At 61.2% G+C, this 18,593-nt stretch carries 15 protein-coding genes; 10 read left to right on the top strand and 5 right to left on the bottom strand.

What is annotated here, in order from left to right; all coding sequences use genetic code 11:
* Positions 1-1,295: 1,295 nt before the first annotated feature.
* Positions 1,296-1,706, top strand: a complete 411-nt coding sequence (locus tag IE187_RS19350; protein WP_189677644.1) for a single-stranded DNA-binding protein — start codon at positions 1,296-1,298, stop codon at positions 1,704-1,706.
* 59 nt (positions 1,707-1,765) lie between these two features.
* On the opposite strand, the gene IE187_RS19355 is transcribed toward IE187_RS19350, so the two are convergent.
* Entirely contained in the window at positions 1,766-2,173 is a 408-nt protein-coding gene (locus IE187_RS19355) for a response regulator (RefSeq protein WP_189677645.1), read from the bottom strand.
* 538 nt (positions 2,174-2,711) lie between these two features.
* Here IE187_RS19355 and IE187_RS19360 point away from each other — a divergent pair.
* The 3 genes from IE187_RS19360 (at position 2,712) to IE187_RS19370 (ending at position 5,363) form a co-directional block, all read left to right on the top strand.
* Positions 2,712-3,131 carry a hypothetical protein gene (locus IE187_RS19360; protein ID WP_189677665.1) on the top strand — a complete coding sequence of 140 codons (420 nt, stop codon included), beginning with the start codon at positions 2,712-2,714 and terminating at the stop codon, positions 3,129-3,131.
* Positions 3,132-4,320: 1,189 nt separating this feature from the next.
* On the top strand, positions 4,321-5,004 hold the full coding sequence (locus IE187_RS19365; RefSeq protein ID WP_189677646.1) for a nucleotide-binding protein: 684 nt from the start codon (positions 4,321-4,323) through the stop codon (positions 5,002-5,004).
* Entirely contained in the window at positions 5,001-5,363 is a 363-nt protein-coding gene (locus IE187_RS19370) for a hypothetical protein (RefSeq protein ID WP_189677647.1), read from the top strand. The genes IE187_RS19365 and IE187_RS19370 overlap by 4 nt, the downstream gene beginning before the upstream one ends.
* A gap of 918 nt (positions 5,364-6,281) precedes the next feature.
* Here the strand turns inward: IE187_RS19370 and IE187_RS19375 are convergent.
* Positions 6,282-6,551: a hypothetical protein gene (locus IE187_RS19375; protein WP_189677648.1), complete on the bottom strand. Its 270-nt coding sequence runs from the start codon at positions 6,549-6,551 to the stop codon at positions 6,282-6,284.
* Between the two features lie 342 nt (positions 6,552-6,893).
* Between IE187_RS19375 and IE187_RS19380 the strand changes: the two genes are divergently transcribed.
* From IE187_RS19380 to IE187_RS19390, 3 genes are read left to right on the top strand one after another with little or no spacing between them, the layout of a single operon-like run.
* The gene (locus IE187_RS19380) at positions 6,894-7,475 is read left to right on the top strand and encodes a hypothetical protein (protein WP_189677649.1); all 582 of its coding nucleotides are present in this window, start codon (positions 6,894-6,896) and stop codon (positions 7,473-7,475) included.
* A gap of 32 nt (positions 7,476-7,507) precedes the next feature.
* Entirely contained in the window at positions 7,508-8,986 is a 1,479-nt protein-coding gene (locus IE187_RS19385) for a relaxase/mobilization nuclease domain-containing protein (protein ID WP_229839557.1), read from the top strand.
* On the top strand, positions 8,983-10,149 hold the full coding sequence (locus IE187_RS19390; RefSeq protein WP_189677651.1) for a hypothetical protein: 1,167 nt from the start codon (positions 8,983-8,985) through the stop codon (positions 10,147-10,149). Before IE187_RS19385 ends, IE187_RS19390 begins: the two co-directional genes overlap by 4 nt.
* Positions 10,150-10,340: 191 nt before the next feature.
* On the opposite strand, the gene IE187_RS19395 is transcribed toward IE187_RS19390, so the two are convergent.
* Positions 10,341-11,642 (bottom strand): PDDEXK nuclease domain-containing protein, encoded by a 1,302-nt coding sequence (locus tag IE187_RS19395; protein WP_189677652.1) that lies wholly within the window; start codon positions 11,640-11,642, stop codon positions 10,341-10,343.
* 787 nt (positions 11,643-12,429) lie between these two features.
* Here IE187_RS19395 and IE187_RS19400 point away from each other — a divergent pair.
* From IE187_RS19400 to IE187_RS19410, 3 genes are read left to right on the top strand one after another with little or no spacing between them, the layout of a single operon-like run.
* On the top strand, positions 12,430-13,488 hold the full coding sequence (locus IE187_RS19400; RefSeq protein WP_189677653.1) for an AAA family ATPase: 1,059 nt from the start codon (positions 12,430-12,432) through the stop codon (positions 13,486-13,488).
* On the top strand, positions 13,397-15,916 hold the full coding sequence (locus tag IE187_RS19405) for a S8 family serine peptidase (protein ID WP_229839558.1): 2,520 nt from the start codon (positions 13,397-13,399) through the stop codon (positions 15,914-15,916). The genes IE187_RS19400 and IE187_RS19405 overlap by 92 nt, the downstream gene beginning before the upstream one ends.
* Before the next feature lie 30 nt (positions 15,917-15,946).
* Positions 15,947-17,425, top strand: coding sequence for a hypothetical protein (locus IE187_RS19410; RefSeq protein ID WP_189677654.1), 1,479 nt, complete (start codon positions 15,947-15,949; stop codon positions 17,423-17,425).
* Between the two features lie 603 nt (positions 17,426-18,028).
* Here IE187_RS19410 and IE187_RS19415 read toward each other — a convergent pair.
* Both IE187_RS19415 and IE187_RS21500 read right to left on the bottom strand, forming a co-directional pair.
* Positions 18,029-18,268: a hypothetical protein gene (locus tag IE187_RS19415; RefSeq protein ID WP_189677655.1), complete on the bottom strand. Its 240-nt coding sequence runs from the start codon at positions 18,266-18,268 to the stop codon at positions 18,029-18,031.
* A 132-nt stretch (positions 18,269-18,400) separates the two neighbouring features.
* Positions 18,401-18,593, bottom strand: a 193-nt coding sequence (locus IE187_RS21500) for a hypothetical protein (protein WP_229839560.1), incomplete at its 5' end; no start/stop codon positions are given.

Consider the following 18,593-nt stretch of genomic DNA (forward strand, 5'->3'; position numbering starts at 1 on the left):
GATACGCTGACCTATTGGACGGAGCTTCTCCAGGAAGCACGGCATGCGCGTAAGGATCTAGAAGGCCCAGGATTACGGGCGCTTGAGGCCGCAATCATAAGTCTCGAAGCCGAGTTGGCCGAGCGCGTAAAGTAGGTGCGCAACGCCAGCCTTCGGGAGTCGGCACACACCGTAAGGCACCGTAAGGCACCGTAAAGCCGGCAGCTATCGACGTCACGGCAGATTGTTCGCCGGTCGTTGCCGCGCAGGGCATCCTTCACGATTACGATTACGATTGCTGTTTAACAGGGCAATGGGATGACGCTGCAAAAGTGGTGTCAGCATACTCCAAGCCAACTCTTGACGGTACGTCAGGACGTTTGAAGGTGGCGTCGACCAACTCGAGGGCGGCGTAGATTCATTATGCGTCCTACCGATCGAGGCCAACCCGCAACCGCCGTGCGCGCTCCTTGAAAGCCCGCTCCCCTGCCCCTCGGCTTTGGTTCGCGCACGTCGTCATGGGCTTGTAGGCGACGGTGATCACCAATCGGCGACCTTCATGGCGTTGAGCGGGTATGGTTGCGCGCCGACGTCGGCAGCCTCATCGTCGCAGCTAGCAATCGCCGAGCGCTGCTTGGTCTCGGGCGCGACACGCTCCACGGATCTGAGACGCGGATCGGTCCTCTGGTGAAAAGGCGCGGGAGACGGCTCCGCCTGTCCGCCCCATCAGGGGGGCGCGTCATTGCACAGCTTGTCGCCGCGGTGCCTCAGCTTGCGCCCCGTGTGGAAGTCTCGAAACTGCATCACGACGGCTGCACTCTGTCCTGGAGTCCAGCGGCGCGGATCGCGTGGGACCAACCTATCGGCCGATCGACATCGGGCACGGCGCTCGCGCCGCAAGCAGGAAGGCCGGTGCCTGGTTCTCGTAAGGGGTGCGGTCATCCTCCATGAAGCCTCGCGTGCCCAACGGAAAGACATGACGACACGGCAATCTAAGCCGCCCTCTGTCGAGGGATCAGGCGGAATGGCATGCCGGATGAGGATAGCGACAAGGGTGTCCTGCTCTTCGGATCCTTGGCGTTTGCGCTCCTGGGGGTTCATCCCCTCTCTTTCCTGAACGACCTAATCCGGCCGTCCACCCCCTCCAACCCGCGATCATTCGGGCCGAGTTGCCGCTTTGCGGCTGCCCGCACCACCCCTCTGATCGGGGTTCCCCGCCGCGTCTTCGCGCTCCGGTGGAGAGGGCGTCCTGGCCGTCTTTTTTGGTGTTCAGTCGAGGGGACGGACCCCCGGCGAAGCAAAAAAGGAACCTCGAAATGCAGAACCTCGTCATCCTCGCCGGCAACGTCGGCGCCACGCCCGAGACCCGCTCCACCCAGGGCGGCACCAATATCACCCAGTTCAGCCTCGCCACCTCGCGCCCCAAGCGCGACAGCGAGGGCAAGATCATGAAGGACAGCGATAACCGCCGCATCGAGGACACCGAGTGGCACCGGGTCACCTGCTTCAACGGCGTCGGCAAGACCGTCGCGCAGTATGTCGACAAGGGCCAGAAGGTCATGGTCCGGGGGCGCATCCACTACACCCGCTGGACCGACCAGGAAAACATCGAGCGCTACGGCGTCGAGATCATTGCCGACGAAGTGACTTTCCTCAGCCGCGGCCGCCAGAGCCAAGGCAACACGCAGGATCACGGCGGTCTGGATGACGACGACGTCCCCTTCTGAACCGGGGCGGGAACGGCCCGGAGCTACGGCTCCGGGCCTCTCTTCGTGTTCGCCGCAGCTTAGACGGCCTGTTTGAGGGGCCCCGGCTTTTTCCCATTGGGCAGTGTCTCGCGCAGATGGTCGTGGACAATGCGCGTATTGAAGGGCTTGCTAAGGAACGTCGCCTTTTCCGGCATGTCCCCTGCTTCTGGCTTCCGCCGACCGCTTGAGATGACAATCTCGATATGGGGCCAATGCGTAGCAACATGATGCGCCAGCGCGAACCCATTCATGTCGCCGGGCATCTCGACGTCGGAAAACACCAGTATGACATTGTCTGCATGAACATCGAGGAGCGTTACCGCTTCGTGGCCCGTGCCCGCTTCATGACATCGAAAGCCGGCCTCCCGGAGGATATGGCAAGCGTCCATCAGGATCAGGGTATCGTCGTCAACGACAAGAGCATAGGGTTCGGTTGAAAGGTCCATTGATGCTCAACCGTTGACCTAGGTCAAAAGACCCCGATCGATTACGGCGTCTCCCGGCTGTGCCCGGGACCGTCGCTCTATTCCGCTTCGCTCCACCGAGCCCCTTTGGGTCTCGGCCCATCCGGGTAACGATCGACTGACGGCCCGCGCCGCGCGCAGGAAGTTCATTTCCGAAAAGCGGCAACGTGTTTCCGCCCGAGACCAGGCAGGGACTCTTTGCGCACGAGCGAACTCTCCGATCGATCAGGGGACGCAGTGTGCGGATACGAGAGGCAGGCGGCCACCATCCCTTAGCGAGGGGGACGTCACCGGCGACCCAACGCTGCGCAGCGACGCTCCTACCTGCGAGCTTCACCCCGCTCTTTGAGGCGCAATCCTTGGGACGGCTCGGGGCCTCATACGATCAACCCACAAGGGGTCCGGGCGCTTCGCTACGGCTTTTTTCGCACGCGAAAAAAGTGATCGCGGCCCCTCCCCGTCCCTGTCGGGCGCCTGTCGAGCGGGGATGAATCCCGCCGGCTTCACAGGAGCCTCGGACATGTTCAACGATATCTGGATCGCCCGCAAAAACGCCATGAGCCTCGCAAAGACCTTGATGGTGGCAACCATGGTCATCGCCGTCGGCACGGGGTACAGCGTCATCACCGCCGAAAATCACGACAGCTCGGTCGTCGTCGTGAACGGATATGATCCTTTCGCCTATCCGTTGTTGGATATTGATCGGTTTGCTCGTCGTCGATTCCAAGCGGTACAAACACGAGGTCATGGCCAGGTGCATCTGGAAGGGCCGGCTAGCAGTCCGGTCATCCATCTAGCATCAACGGTGCGCGTTTCTGGAAGGCAGAGGATCTCCTCGTCGCGGCCGGACGTCCACGCTGCTAATATAATGACCCCTGGTGCTGCAGGTTGGAAGGCATTCCGCCGGGCGTTGAGCGCCAATTCCAAATGTACCGGTTAGCAGTAATACAGCTAGCACCGGTATTGCGGTAAATACATGAATTATAGCTAATGTACGAATAGGCCGCCACGGGTACTTCAGGCCCGAACCTTCGGTCCTGCGTAAGGGTGAAGTCTTGACGGACGCTGCAGGCGGTTGCCGGCGCGTTGAGGGCGCCAATCCCATGACAGCGTTGAAGAGATTACAGCGAATACCGGCAATGCACGGACTACAGGCATTGCCGGTCAGCCCCCAGGATGTGAACGAGCATCGTAGCCCCCTCCCCTCCTCCCGCTCGTCGGTACCGTCCGCTATCGACTGAGCGGCCCGAGGGTTAGTGCGTAGCGTCAGGCTGCGTCAGGCTTCGTCAGGATACGCCTGGTCACTGAGGCGGTAGGTGTTAGCGGTAATACCGCGACTATAAATAATCGGGCGAATGCACGCATTGCGGCGATTGCCCGTGATACAGACAGCGATGGCTGAGGTCCCTTCCAATATCCTCAGTCAAACACCACCACCGGCAATACAGCCCGAAACCGTCCGCTAGGGCGCAGCGAACGCGAGCGACTGTCGATCAGGATACCGATAATACCGAGACTTCGTGTATTCTCGTAGGCACAGGCACTACAGATATTATCGATAATACAGAGAATGGCTAACGTGTCGTTTCGTCCCCCGCCACCCGCTGCGCATTCTTACAACAAAAATGCGGTGAGGTCGTACGCTAGCGATCTCTCAGTCGTGGACCACGATCAACGCCTCTGAAAATATTACATGTATTACCAAGACTACCGGCAACTGCCCGATTACCGGTGTTATAGGTAGAGTCGGTCGACATAGTTCTCCTCCGCGACGGTCCACGGCGGGTGCTCGCGGTACCGGGGGGGGGGGGCATCAGACCAAGCCGTTGGGGGAAGTACGGTGCTCCGACCTTGAGCATGGGGGGACGAGCATCGATAGCGGTAATACACCGAATGCGGGTAGGGGGCGAATTACGGGTAATTCCCGGACTACACGTGGTGCCGCGATTGCAGAGAGCACCGCGAACACCTGCAATGTTGTCATTACCGGCACTGCCGCGAATATCCGCACTGCCCAGATTACCGCTATTATAACGATTACCGGTATGGTAGCAGCCTCTCGTTGTATTACCGATAATTGGCCAGCGCCGTAGTCGGTAATACAGTTAACACAACGACTAGGGGGTCCGATGCCGGTTATAACCTTGCTCTCACCCAAGGGAGGGGTTGGAAAGACCACCGCTGCCTTGCTCCTTGCGCTTGAGCTCTCGGACGGCGGTGCGTCGGTCGTCATCGTCGACGCCGATCCGAACTTTCCGCTCGTCAAATGGGCAGGCTTGCCGGGCAAGCCGGAGAACATTGAGGTCGTCCAGGAGGTCGACGAAGACGCCATCATCGACACTATCGACGAGGCGCAAAAACGTGCGAGGTTCGTCATAGTTGACCTTGAGGGCAGGGCCTCTGCGCGCGTGACCAACGCGCTCTTGATGACCCATTTGGCGATCGTGCCGATGCAGGGATCGGTCCTCGATAGTGACCAGGCTGCCCGTGCTTTCCAAAGCATTCGGCGCGCCTCGACAGCCGCACGCCGAGACATTGCCTTCGTCGGCGTATTCACGCGCACGCCTGCCAGTTCGCGCATCCGATCGCGGGTCTCGCAGCAGATCGCCGATGGCGTCGAGGGGGCGGGGATCACGACCCTGCCGACTTCGATCGCTGAGCGTACCGTCTATCGAAGCCTATTTGCTCAGGGAGGAACGCTGGCCGAGTTGGAAGGTACGCCGAGCGCATCGATAGAAAGCGCACGCGTCAATGCCGCCGCCTTCGCGCACGATGTCCTCGAAGCGTTGAACACAGCGAGGTCGAACGCATGAACGACAAGACTGCAAAGCCTGTGGCGAAGCTCGCAGGCGTGACCAGCTTCGGGCTCGACGACAGCGACTATATCGCACCGCCGCCCCGCGAGATCCGCGACAAGGCCAAAGCCGGGGGGGAGCTGCTCGGCTTTCAATCGGACAAGCCGACGCAGGCTGCGGCGCCCGTCGCTCCCAAGAAACGGGCACGTCAGCCGTCGCAATATCCGGATCACTACAATTTGCGCCTTCGCGACGGCGATCGTGAGCGCCTGGACGAATATGCCTACCGGCACCGCATGGCGAAAGGCGAGGTCTTTGGTCTCATGCTCGATCTTCTGGAAGCGGAAGAGCAGCGTAATATGAAGGGCGACAAGTAGGAGTGTGATTGGCGAAGCGCTGCTATAAGCGGAGCGGCTTCCGGCGACATGGCTCGCGTCGCCGAACGGACCTGTTGGAAGCCAACGCTTGCCTGGCAAGGGCAGGGGAGGGCGGGGCGGTTGCCCGGTGCATCCAGCATTGAGTTCTAACCGCAAGCGTTCTGAGGGGGGCTGACCGTACCAGGCGACGCGTTGCGCGACGCCCGTCACCAAGAGCGGGCGAGGCCGCCCGGGGGTAAGGGCGAGCGTGTTGTTACCCCCGGCTCCGAGGTTCTCCCTTCGCTACCACTGGTGCTGAACGTGGCGAGGGCGTCGATAGCATCGCGGTGTTGAACCACGTCCATGGACGGAGGCATTGATTGGCTCGTCACCAGGACAGCCGGCAACATGCCGGGACGGTCGCGAACCACATCGAGATGCCCGAACTGTTTTTGAGAGACATCAACGGAACACAGGCTTCCTGGATCCGCACCAAGCCTGCTTACCCTAAACGGCTGATGCATCTGGCGCCGTTCAGGTTGCTCTGCGCCCCTGACGGTATGATCAGGAGCGCCCTCATGTTCAGCCAGCCATTACGTCAGACACGTCAATCGGATCGGTGCATCGATCTCAGGCTTCAAAGCGTAGCCTCGATGCGGAACGATTGCGTTCTGTCTGACACCGATCGGACGGTAGGTTCTTTGATGGCGACGATGAACTTGGAAATACCCGGAGACACGATGATCGCCATACCCCCAACGCGCCCATGAACGGCCGGCCGAACACTGGGAACGGGGGGGGGGGGGCTGGCTTGCGCCTGCTCGTGGCTCCGGTCGGACAGCAGACTGTATCAAGGAGGCGCAGGAACGGTATGCTGGGGACGAAACTATTCGGCCCGTTGAGTGAATGCTCAGCGTGCTGGAAGTATGCGGGTATTCGTCAGGTGCTCGGGATTGACGCCAAATGCTGCGCAACAGCCTCGCCGCCATGAAGTCCAATCGCCAACGCGATGGCCTTTGCGTCCGCCTTCGCCATGGTCGCGATCTTGATGCGTTCGAGCGCAGCCAAGAGGACGGGGCGGCCAGCATCTCGGGCGGCTAGTTCTGCTGCCTTGGCCTGTTCATCGAGTGCGGCAAGTTCGGCTCGAAGGGCTTCTCGGCGAGCCTCGATGGACGACAGGTCGATCGATTTAGAGGAGGCTCGGGGCATTGCTGGCTCCGCTGTGGATGGTGGTATGGAACGTCCACAATGTCGAAACCGCTCCGAGATTGCTAGTCCGTTGCAGCTGGCGGGGCTCGCTCGCCTGTGAAACGATCGCCGCCCTTAGAGAACGCGGCGGGGACGGTAGCCAAGCTAACCAAGCGCGATGGCGTTGGTTCAAGCAGGGGAACGCCCCAACCCACGACCTCCTCCGCGTCGAATGAGCTGTGGATGGTTGTGGGAGAGAGGTATTGGAAGTATTAGGATGATAGATTAGGTATGGCAGGATATGCCTAACGGCACCAATGTTGAACATTGGTTTGTCTGGCACCGCTGCACGGGGCTTTCAAGATGAACGTAGGGCTGCGCCTCAAGGATGAACTGGTCGCCGAGGTCGATCGGATCGCAGCCGCGAATGGGCAGACGCGCAGTAGCTGGATCGCGAACACGATCGCTCGTGCCGTCGTGGCACCATTTAATGACGACCTTCCCAATTTGCCGCTTGAGGGGAGGGGCCATCCCGACGACCTGATCCGCGTGACCATCCGGCTTCATCGAAGCGAGATTGAGGGGATCGAGACGGTTGGTGCCCCCTTGGGGCTATCGCGCAATGAGTGGATCAAGCGTACGATCCGCTGGCAGCTTTGGGACAAAGCGGCCGTCCTTCGGCTCGCACCTGCGACCGCGAGCGAACTCGGAAAAGCCCGTAAGCTCGTCATGAAGATGAGCGATAACGTCAACCAGGCGGTTCACGCGATGAACGCCGCCAACATGCCGGGCAGCTCGCTCGACATCGCGCGGATCGCCGGATCATTCATCGAGATGTGCGGGGACTTCAAGGCCAAGCTGTTCGAGGCACGCCGCTCGTTTTCGTCTTCTGTCGGCGCAGAGGTTGGCTACTGGACGTCCAGCCATGAGGGTCGCGAAGGATGAGCTTCCGGTTCTCCTCTGGTACGATGGACTCCATGGCCGGGGTCTTTGCGCCCCCCAAAAAGTACCGGCTTGGGTCGGGTGGTGGATCGCCAAAAGCGCCCAAGGCCGGGGGCACAGTGCTTGGCATCGCGGCCGTTTCGATGTTCCCGAAACCGTCTTCTTCGGCAGCCGCATCACGGCCGAGTGGTCAGGCAAAACATGCCTTCGGGGGTGGCACACAGGCTCGGATGAGCGGCCGCGCCGTGATGACGATGGACCGCACGTCGCGCCGCGTGCCCGAGGTGATGGTCCGCATCACCGGCCGCCAGCATGGTGGTGGTCACGTCCTTGCCAACTTTGCTTATATCAGCCGCTTGGGGCACGGACCGGAGAAGGAACTGGGGCTTGAGACGAGTGACGGCGAGGTTCTTCGCGACGGTCGTGACATGCAGATTCTCGCGCAGGACTGGCACGAATGGGAGATGGATGGGGACGCTCGGCGCAAGGGAGCAACCTCGATATCGATGATCCTATCGATGCCAACAGGGACCGATCCGGAGAAGCTGAAGGCTGCGGCCGTCGACTTCGCCAGGCAAGAGTTCGCCAACCGATCGTGGGTCGCCGGCCTCCATGTCGATCGCGATCATCCACACGTTCACATCACGATCGCGCGCCGGGATCTCGATGGCCGGCGCTTCCATCCGGACCGCGACGATCTCTTTCGCTGGCGTCAGCGGTTCGCCGAGAAGCTGCGCGACCGAGGCATCGAGGCGAACGCGACACCGACGCGTGCCCGCGGGATTGACCCGACTCATGAACATATCGCGGTGCAGAAGATGCGGGACAAAGGGCAGGTCCCGCGCATCGATGTAAGCCGTGCCGATCGCGCGCAGCGCCTTCGTGATCGAGGCGTTGCGGACCCGGTTGATGCCATCCTCCGAAGCCGCCGGGATACTGTCGAGGCAACCTACATGCGCTCGATCGCGGAGCTCTCAGCATCCGCATCCTTTGCCGACCAGGTGGTCGCGCAGAGCCTTGGAAAGTTCGTCTCGTCGTTGCCGACACCCGAGGCCAATTCAGCTAGGGCGATGCGAGAGGCGGAAGAGAAGGGCCATGCTCGAGATCCCTTCGCGCCAACGCTCGAACGCGGAGCCGATGACCCTAAATGGGCAGAGCCCCTCAGCACGCTGGCACGGCTGAAGGCCCTTCGCGCCAAAACGGTGCAAGGCGATGATGCACCCGACATCGCGCTACGCCGACCGACCCGCCCCGACCCAGATCGTCGGACAGAGGTGGCCGATCGGATTCAGGCGCTCATAGAGAAAGCGAACGGGCTTACCGACCGGACCAATGGGGCCGGGCCGCCCGATGCTGAAGCCGAACGACTGCGGGCGCTCATGGAGGAGGCCAGGAAGCCGGTTGAGCCGCTCGAAACGGATCGTGCTGACGAAATCCTCCGCCGAGTCCAGGACCGCGAACGGGCTGACCAAGAACGTGACCGAACGCGTGACAAGGACGGACCGCGCCGATGAGTACAGAGGGGAACGCCGGGGTTCTTGCCGCACTGTTCGACGGGGTTTCCCTCCTCCAGGGGCAGATCGCGGCACTTGCCCAAAGCAACTCCCGCATCGAGGAGACGCAGCGCGTGATCCTCGATCGTATCGACACGATCGATGCCGGGCAGGTTGCCGTTGCCGATATCCTCCCTATCCTCGAGACGATCCTCGGACGTGTGGTCGACGATCGTCAGCGGACGGACGCCGGCTACGAGAGCGTCGTGAAGGTGTTGGCAGCCCTGGCCGATGGGCACCGGGAAGCGCGCGAGGAAATAACGACGATCGTGACGGTGCTGGAGGCGATCGATACTAGCGCTGGCGCGGATCGTGCCGCGATCGACGCTGCGATCGGCCCTCTCGCTTCGGGCGTAGAGAAGCTCTTGGAGCTAACGATCGCGAACACTCAGGCGGATAGCGACGAGCCGCCCCGCCTTGATCCAGCATTGGCGCAAATCCTCGCGAACCAGGTCGAGGATCGCAAGATGAGCCGAGCCGGCTTCAAAAAGGTCAGTAGCTTGGCCGCTTTCAGCTACGCGGCCGCCAGCGGACATCGCGGATCTCTGCCCGTCGACGTGGAAGACGATCCTCTCCTGGAAATGTACCTACTCGCTCAGCCCGCCGACCTGTTGTCTAGCGAGCGCGCCGTGGTTCATTGGCGTAACGCGGCAACAGCCGCAGGCACGACCGAGCTGATCGCGATACTGAAGAAGCAATACCAACCGTCACCCACTGACACGCGCGAGACCCGCGTGCTGCGTTACAGGCTTGCTGCCATCACGCGAGCCACAATCACGGGTAGGGGAGCCACACCGCCGACACCGCCCTCCACCATCATCCCAGCCGACCGTTCCGCTGCCGCCTGCGTCATTCGCTCGCAGGAACTCGCGCAGCTATGGCGCGCCGGTGAGAGCACTGCTCTGTACGCTGAACCCGAACTCGCCGGTGCGCTCGACTTGTTTGCGCTGGCCGAGCGCCAAGCTGGACCCACTTCAGAGGACCGCACCTCGCCCGAGCTGGTCGCACTTCATCGAGAACTGGCAACCCGTGTGGAGGCAGGTAATCGCCCGTCACTAGCCGACGTTCGTCCGGCTCGCGCAAGCGACCGATCGATAGCTGCCGAAGTCGAGCAGGATCGCTGATCGACCGGTGGCCATGTCCAGTGACGCGTCACGGATCCACCGCCTTCAAACCCGCCCCGACACGCGGCAGGTTGGTCAAGAACTCAGCAAAGACGCGCCGGTCTTCCATGTGTTCAAAGGCCAGGCTGTCGAGGTCCTCGATCCGGTCACCTTCCGGTGACGATGATTCCCGGCGCTCACATAGGGGATGATCAGCGGTTTGCCCGATAGTCCCTGATTTCCGCCAGGAAGCGTGCCCCGGCCTCGTTGGCAAGCTCAGCCTCGTCGGGTGCCACATCCACGCCGTGCGCAGCGCTGTGCAGGCTTCTGACGATCCGCATAAAATCCCTAGCCGACGGCAGGGATCGCACGGCTTCGCTTTGTTGTACGAGTTCGTTGAGCGGCAATGGGCGTTCCGATGTGATGCCCTCGTCCTGTGCTAGTGAGCGTAGCTCGCGCTCGATATCGATCCGGAGCCTTACGAGCGACATCAGCGGGAATTCGCGAGCCAGGTCGTCCGCGGTCGGTAGCGCCGCCTGCAGCGAGATCGGAAGGGCCCCGGAAAGCCTGTATTCGGCAACGCCCATCGGTTTCGCGGAATCGCGTAGCGCATATTCGACCACGACAGCGTTCTTGCCCTGGCATAGGATGATGCCGATTGTCGGCGCATCATCGGCATGGCGCAGCAGATCGTCGACCGCCGATAAATAGAAGTTCATCTTGCCGGCGAACTCTGGCTTGAAGTCCTCGATCTTCAGCTCGACGACGACGAAGCAGCGCAGTTGCAGGTGATAGAAGAGCAGGTCTAGGTAATAATCCTGCCCGCCTACCTCGAGATGGTACTGGTTTCCGACAAAGGCGAAGCCTTTGCCTAATTCGAGGATCAGCGATCGCAGGTGATCGAGCAGGCTGCGCTCTAACTCGCGCTCCGAGATATCAGGTCCCAAACCAAGGAAATCGAAGCTGTAGGGATCCTTGATCAACGCTTGGGCGAGGTCGGATTGCGGGGCGGGCAAGGTACGAGCGAAATTTGTAATCGCCTTGCCTTGGCGCGCGAAGAGGTCGCTGCCGATCTGATGGGCAAGAACCTTGCGGCTCCACCCGTGTTCTCGCGCTTGCTCGCCGTACCAGATACGCTGGGCGGGATCCTTGACCGTCTCGAGCAGGCTGATCGCGTGGCCCCACGGCAATTGTGCAATAACCTGTTGCACGATTTCGCGATCGGGGAACGCCTCCGCCAGCGCCCGCATATATTTGAGGTTTCTCGGCGAGAAGCCCGTCATCTCCGGGAAGTCGCGCTTCAGGTCCGCTGCGAGGCGATCGACGATCTTGGCGCCCCATCCGGCGCTGTCCTGTCGCTCAAGGATATCGCGGCCGATACCCCAATACAGCAGCACTAGCTCTTCGTTGACCGCCAACGCCGCCCGAAGACGCGATCCCCGGATGCGCTCCTTCAACGCGTCTAGAAGCTGGACGTAATCATTCGAATCGAAAGGGAATGGGGCAAGGCTCATGTCGATAGGGTAGCACCAACGTGCCCGCGCGACAGGAGGGGTGAACCCGTGGCAACGAGATTGCGCGGCGCCCGAAGACCGCGTACGCAACATTGTAACGTGTTCCTACTTTGTTCAACGTGCGATAGATTGAGAAAATGGTAAGCGCAGCCATCGCTAACGCAGGTCGAGTAGCAGTGCGAAGCGGAACGTCGGATTTTCGGTAAGGGTTGCATGCGGACGGTCAGAATTTCGGTGCGACGAGTGGTCGACCGACCGGCTGCTATCAGGGTGATTCGGGTGGAAAGCCGACGGACCGCTTTCCGCCGGCCACGTCCGGTAAGCGGACGTTCGTTCACACAGACTACCACCGTTAACTCGCCCGGCTGGACGTCGACGCCTCCAAGAGCCGGAGGATGCCCGATGATGTCGACGAAAGCGCCCGCTACCCGGATTTGACAACGGTCAAGGTGCGCTGGCGAGTAATCCACGGATGCCGGACAGGCACGACAGCTCAGCCTGCAGTTGCCACGCGTCGCTCTCGCCCCGTCATTTTATCGCTACGGCGAGAGGGCTTCGAAAGCGATGTCCGTGCTGTCGCCAAGCGGAGACTGACGACCGCTGACGTTGATACTTGCTGATGTTGCGGAGGAGGCGATCGAACTGCCCAGAATGGTGGAGCGCCCGGCTAGCCGGCCGCACCCGAAGGGACCGCCCGAACGCATTCGGGATTGCGTCTGAGAGGAATTCACATCGGTCGCCCACCGTGGTAGCTTCGCTCCTTGAGCGAAGGGCATGCGAAGGACCGATGGCAAGAAGTGATCTCCTCGTTTCGTTGGTGAAGGCAGGAGCTTCTGGCGATCGTTCGACGTTGACCACTACCGTTGAGGCGCTGGTCGCCGATGAGCGCGCCAAAAGCCACCATATCCTCGCCGACAAGCTTCATCGTGCGCTGGCTTCTGTTCCTGTTACCGCGTCTAGCGAGCTGCGCCGGAGCGGCGCGCCAGGTCGCGATTTCGTCATCGAATCAGAACCCCGTGTCTCGCTCGACAACCTTATTCTGACGTTGCCGGCGGAGTACCTCACCCGCCAGCTTGTTGAAGAGCAGCACCGAGCCGACCTGTTGCGCGCCCAGGGCATGCAGCCGCGGCATCGGATTTTGCTGTCCGGCCCCCCTGGCAATGGCAAGACGTCGCTCGCTGAGGCCGTCGCCGAGGCTATCGCCGTCCCCTTGCTGACGGTTCGCTATGACGCGCTGGTGGGTGCATATCTCGGTGAAACCAATGCGCGGCTCGCGCGATTGTTCGAATATGTGCGTTCGACGCCCTGCGTTCTTTTTTTCGACGAATTCGATGCGGTCGGCAAAGAGCGCGGCGACATCCACGAGACCGGTGAGATCAAGCGCGTCGTCTCTTTTCTGTTGATGCAGCTCGACCAGTTGCCGAGCTATGTCGTGGTGGTCGCCGCGACCAATCATGCCGAATTGCTGGACCGCGCGGTCTGGCGGCGCTTCCAGCTCAGGATCGACATGCCGCTCCCGACGCGCGATTCTGCCGCCGTCCTGATCGAACGCTTTTTTGAAGCATGGCCCGAGCCGGCCGGGATGACCTCGACAGCGGTCGCCACCCAAATGGGCGCATCGAGCTTTGCCGACATTTTCGAATTCTGCCAGAACATCCGGCGTCGACATATCTTGGCCCAGGGAGCCGAGACGCTGAAGAGCGTTCTCGCGCAAGAGCTTCACCTCTGGAAAACCCGCATAAGACCGGAGAGCGATGGCACTTCCCCCGAAACAGCCGCTCCTGCGCCTCGGCGCCCCCGTAGCGATCCCAAGAAAAGCCGGGGGAGGGTTCGGCCAGTCGCGTAAGTTCGCGCCTGGCGAGCAGGCCCAGAACCCCGCTGGCCAGAAGCTGACGGCGCTTGCGGCCCAACTCGATGCAAATACGCCAATGCTCCAGTTGCGCGCCGATCCCGCTGCGCTGGCGCCCGAGCGGCTGCTGGTCTTCGAGCTGACCGGCGGCGTGATGCAGTTCACCGAAGCGGTACGTCTCGTCCCGGGGCTGGAGTTTTTGGGCGCCGAGGATCTTGAAGAGGACGATCTCGACAAGAACCCGGCTGTCTACCTGATGGTGCCGAGCGAAGCTGCTTTTCGCAACATTGTGACCCTGTGGCGCAGCTGGCAGAACAACGGCACCGTTCCGCCACGCTTCAGTGCCTGGAAGACGATGCTCTCCCAGTTGCGCGATATCCGGCCTTGGGGGCCGCAAGACCGCGTGACGGCGGGAGATCTCGAAGTGCTTAGCGATGAGCTGGCGCACGGCGCACCGGCAACGCGGATCGAGGTAGAGCTGGTATTCCGCCGCGACGGTGACCCTGTCGAGGCGCAGGCACGGGCCGGCATTCTGGCGGCGGGTGGTGTTGTCGTTTCCCGTTCGCGGATCGCCGGTGCTGGATATCATGCCTTGCTGGCAGATATTCCGGCTGCCGCGCTGCAGTCGGTGATCGCGCGGAACCCGGCAGGCTTGGCAGGCCTTGAAGCGATCCTGCAGATTCGCCCGCAGAGCATTTTCCAGATCACTCCTTCCGAGGAAGTGGCCGGCTTGCCAGACGGGGGTGTGCCGGCGCTCGACGGCGATCCGATCGCCGCGATTTTTGACGCCGTGCCGCTGTCGGAACATCCGCGTCTGGCGGGCACCCTCAGCATCGATGACATTTTCGGACTGGACGGCCTCGCGGTCGGTGCCCGAAAACACGGAACCGCTATGGCGTCCGCGGTCATACACGGCGATATCAACAACGTCTGGGATCGCCCGCTTGAGCGGCGCGTCCACTTCGTCAACATGCTCTATGCGACGGCAGACGCCGGCCAGCCCGAGCGTTTTCCCGATTTGCTGCCAGCCGACATGTTCGAGCGCGCCATCCTTACGATGCGCGCCGGAGACGCGCCCACCGCGCGCCACGTCATCATCGTCAACGCCTCGCTCGGCGATCCGAACAAACCATTCGCTGGTCGCCTGTCGGGCTGGGCGCGAGTGATCGACCATCTCGCCAGCACCTACGGCATTCTCTTCATCATCAGCGCCGGCAATCACGACGCTTCGCTCGATACCGTCGGCATGACTGCCGGACAGTTTGAGGCGCTGGCGACTCCCCAGCAAATCCGGGTCGCGCTTAAAGCAAGTGCCGCACAACTGGCGTCGCGGCGCATTCTCGCCCCCGCCGAAGCGATGAACGCCATCACGGTCGGCGCGCTGCACGCGGATCAGTTCACTTATCCGCACCCCTTGCCGGCTTCCAACTACAACATCTGGAAGGACACCGGGCTGTGCAGCGTCTCGAGCGCGCTTGGCCCGGGTCATAATGGCGCGACCAAGCCGGATATCCTGGCGCCAGGCGGGCAGCACCATGTGCTGCTCTGGCCGCAAGGCGAGGATCACCGACTTCAGCCATTGACGACCAACGCTGCGGCCTTTGGGGGCATTGCGGTGGCAGCACCGCCCTCGGCGACGTCCCTCGGCCCCAATGTGACGGCCAGATCCATCGGCACGAGCGTCGCGGCTGCGCTCGCAACCGGTGTTGCTGCACGCGCACATGAAGCACTGGAGGCCGCCTATCCCGATTTTGGCGCGATTCCGAGCGCGCAACGCGCCTGCCTTCTGAAAGCTCTCCTGGTGCATGGCGCACGCTGGACCGACGCGCGTGATCTGTTGGTCGAGGTGCTCGGGCCGCCAGAGGGCAAATTCAGCTATCGCCAGAAGGACAATGTGCGCCGCTATCTCGGCTTTGGCGCATATGATCCGGAGCTCATCATCAATTGTGCGGATGACCGCGCGACCTTGTGGGCCGTGGGGTCGATCAATGCCAATCAGGGCAGGCGGTTCCGCATTCCCTGGCCAGCGACGATGTCGACCAAAGCCCAGCCGCACGGGCTCTCGGCAACATTGGCCTGGTTTTCGCCGCCGCGGCCGGGCGCGGTTGCCTATCGCGCTATCCGCATGAAGATCGTCGAGCCCAGCCAGCTCGGCGCGGCAGGCATCAAGGCAAACGGCATTCAGCCCGACCCGAAGCAGGCACATAAAGGCACGGTGGTTCATCGTCGTTGGGATGGCGAAAGAGCTGCCGCGATTGTGGCGGCGGGGTTTTTCGATCTCGATATTCAGCGAGAGGCGGATGATGGTGACATTCCTGCCAATTTCGCGATCGTCACGACGCTGGAAATGCCGGGCGCAGTCGACGTTTACACGCAGGTGCTGAACAGGGTCGGCCTCAAGCCGATCGTTCCGGTTTCGGTCTGATTCCGCAACGAAAGACGGGTATCACTACAGATGTCCAGCATCATCCGGGGCGACGGATTTACAGCTTCCGAGCGGAAGCTCGGTCAACTTGCAGACAAGACGTTCCTGCGCCTTTGGTCCTATCCCAACACGTTCAACGACCGTACCAAGAATGCGAGCGGCGGGGGGCAGGAATTCACTGACCTGTTGGTCGTGTTCGACAAGCACGTCTTGCTGTTCAGCGACAAGGAGATCGAATGGCAGACGCGCAGTCCGTTGCCGCTCGCCTGGTCCCGGTGGTACCGCAAAGCAATCAAGGAATCGATCGGCCAGCTTGAGGGAGCGGAGCGCTGGTTGAAACAACATCCTGATCGCATTTATACCGACAAGGCCTGCACGCAGCCGCTCCCGATCGATTTGCCGCCGATCGAGGATCGCGTCGTGCATCTGATCGCAGTGGCAAGCGGTGCCAATGCGGCCTGCCGACGATTTTTCGATCATGCGCGCGGAACGTTCATGCTTGAGCCGGGCGTCAAAGGCGATCGCCATGTCGATCAGAACCGGACGGGTTATAATCCGTTTGTGGTTGGCGACGCGAACCCGGATGGAAGTTTCGTTCACATCTTCGATCCGATCGGCTTAGAGTTCGTCCTGAACGAGCTGGACACCGCGGCCGACCTTACAGCCTACCTGGTTGCACGCACGAACCTCTTCAGGTCGGGCAAACTCGGGGTTGCAACCGGCGAGGAGGATTTGCTCGCCTCTTATCTGATGAACGGTTTCATTGACGGCAGTCCAGGCTTCGTACCGAAAAAGCTCAGGACTAAGGCCCGGCGTGCAGTGCTATGGATACCGGAGGGCGAATATGAGACCTATGTGTCATCGGCTGTGTATGAGGCGTTTTCGAAGCGAAAGAGGGCTTCGCTCTATTGGGACCAGATGATCGAGATCATCTCGGAAGATGTCCTTGGCGGTACGTCGATCGCCATCCTCGGTTATCAGCCTACCGCCAGTCTGTCAGAGCGCGCGCTGCGCGTGATGGCCGCCGAGAACCGCTTCAATCGCATCCAATTGGCAGAAGCCCTGAAAGGCGCAATCGAACAAGCCGTCGCAGACGATATGGCGCGCTTCGTTCGCCGGCTCCTAATAGCACGCAAGCCGCCCCAGCGGCGAACCGCTTATTTGTTCCTGGTCGCGCCTTATCATAAAGGGGACGGCAGCTACGATGACTACCGCGAGTATCGCGCAGCGATGCTCGAGACGTACTGCATAGCGTTTGCTGACGAGCAGCGCAAATTACAGACGATCGTCGGCTTGGCGCTCGACATCTATTCAGAGGATGGGATCATCAAGACCCGGTCGGAAGATCTGGTCGCGATGGATGCGCCGGACTGGACCCCCGCGTTGAAATCGGAACTGGCGACCGCAAGGGTGAGGTTTGGGCTGAAAGACCCACGCGAATTCAAAGTCCACGGCTCGCGGATGAAAGTGAAGAACCCGTTTCGCTTGAAGAAACGGTCAGGGAATTGAACGCGTCGATGTGTAGCTCGACGCACCGGGTGCGCTGCCACACGGCAATTCGGTCGGCAAAGTGTGGTTGCCCCGGCCAGCTTGGCAGCAGGATGGCGGCCACACGATGCATCGACATGAACGAATGACCGAGGCTGGGAAGCGCTTCGGGCTCCTTGAATGGCCGGATGTGGGTCCTGACGGCCGCGGAGCGATCGGCAGGAGTCGACCAAAGCAAGCCGTTCGTAAATCGAGTTGCGAATGGCAGCTCTGGACGGAACCCGTCATTCGAGGAGGCCAAGAGGACGATCGGCGGTCGCCCATCTTGCCATAGCGCGCGTCCGGTCACTGCTCTTGAACGCCATCGTTCCTGAGGTCGCCCGGCACCAGCATCAAACCGACCGGCGAGAGGCCATTGCCAATGAGCAGCTATCGGGCACATCGATGCGGATAGCTGACGTACATGGGCCTTTCCTGCACATTGTTTTCCGAACCAGTTGATGAACATTGGCCCGCGGTAGGGGCCTGCTCTGGCCGGCCCGTATGCCGATGTTCAGAAAACGGCCGTTTTCTGAACACGCTATATCGATCGCGTTTAGACATCGAGCACGTAGGCGACGGCCGTTAGTCGAGGCAGAGGTGGGGCTCGCAGATAATCGACTCTACGATGAGTTTCGGTGCGATTGTGTCAAAATCATATCGCGCTGGGTGATTGGCCGATACCTTGGCAGACGCTAAAGAGCCTTTTGGAATAGCGCCCACGGTTTCTGCCATGCGGAACTCGACAATCGATCCAGCTGGCGGAGCAGCATCCGCTTCTCCTTCAAAAACCAAAACATCGTCGAGGCGCAGCCAAATAATCATTTTCGTCCTCATGCCAGCCGTGGTGCGCTGACAGCCTAGAGGGCGTTTCCAATTACCGTCTAGTCTCAGCGGGCACCACCATGCGCTCCCAGGAGGGGGCATTAAACGATCGTTTCCTGCACAACGCTGCCATCAGCTCATTCTCAAAAGGAATGGTGTTTTGAGATCCGATTGCGCGACCGCCAAGCGCCGTGCATCGGATATGTGCATCACGGCAGCGCTCAGATTTTCGGTTGCTTTCGGAAGGATGTAAATAGGCGTTGAACCGGGACCCCCGATCGGCGTCGAAGAGGGACCCCCTAACAGCATTGAGCCGACGTCGATG

Origin of the sequence: Sphingomonas glacialis (assembly GCF_014653575.1) — a bacterium.
Classification (GTDB): Bacteria; Pseudomonadota; Alphaproteobacteria; order Sphingomonadales; family Sphingomonadaceae; genus Sphingomonas; species Sphingomonas glacialis.

Bases quoted from the DNA above. Each gene is read 5' to 3' on its own strand.
- IE187_RS19360 (WP_189677665.1), top strand. From the start codon at position 2,712: ATGTTCAACGATATCTGGATCGCCCGCAAAAACGCCATGAGCCTCGCA.
- IE187_RS19355 (WP_189677645.1), bottom strand. From the start codon at position 2,173: ATGGACCTTTCAACCGAACCCTATGCTCTTGTCGTTGACGACGATACC.
- IE187_RS19400 (WP_189677653.1), top strand. From the start codon at position 12,430: ATGGCAAGAAGTGATCTCCTCGTTTCGTTGGTGAAGGCAGGAGCTTCT.
- IE187_RS19405 (WP_229839558.1), top strand. From the start codon at position 13,397: ATGGCACTTCCCCCGAAACAGCCGCTCCTGCGCCTCGGCGCCCCCGTA.
- IE187_RS19380 (WP_189677649.1), top strand. From the start codon at position 6,894: ATGAACGTAGGGCTGCGCCTCAAGGATGAACTGGTCGCCGAGGTCGAT.
- IE187_RS19390 (WP_189677651.1), top strand. From the start codon at position 8,983: ATGAGTACAGAGGGGAACGCCGGGGTTCTTGCCGCACTGTTCGACGGG.
- IE187_RS19395 (WP_189677652.1), bottom strand. From the start codon at position 11,642: ATGAGCCTTGCCCCATTCCCTTTCGATTCGAATGATTACGTCCAGCTT.
- IE187_RS19350 (WP_189677644.1), top strand. From the start codon at position 1,296: ATGCAGAACCTCGTCATCCTCGCCGGCAACGTCGGCGCCACGCCCGAG.
- IE187_RS19415 (WP_189677655.1), bottom strand. From the start codon at position 18,268: ATGATTATTTGGCTGCGCCTCGACGATGTTTTGGTTTTTGAAGGAGAA.
- IE187_RS19370 (WP_189677647.1), top strand. From the start codon at position 5,001: ATGAACGACAAGACTGCAAAGCCTGTGGCGAAGCTCGCAGGCGTGACC.
- IE187_RS19375 (WP_189677648.1), bottom strand. From the start codon at position 6,551: ATGCCCCGAGCCTCCTCTAAATCGATCGACCTGTCGTCCATCGAGGCT.
- IE187_RS19410 (WP_189677654.1), top strand. From the start codon at position 15,947: ATGTCCAGCATCATCCGGGGCGACGGATTTACAGCTTCCGAGCGGAAG.
- IE187_RS19365 (WP_189677646.1), top strand. From the start codon at position 4,321: ATGCCGGTTATAACCTTGCTCTCACCCAAGGGAGGGGTTGGAAAGACC.
- IE187_RS19385 (WP_229839557.1), top strand. From the start codon at position 7,508: ATGGCCGGGGTCTTTGCGCCCCCCAAAAAGTACCGGCTTGGGTCGGGT.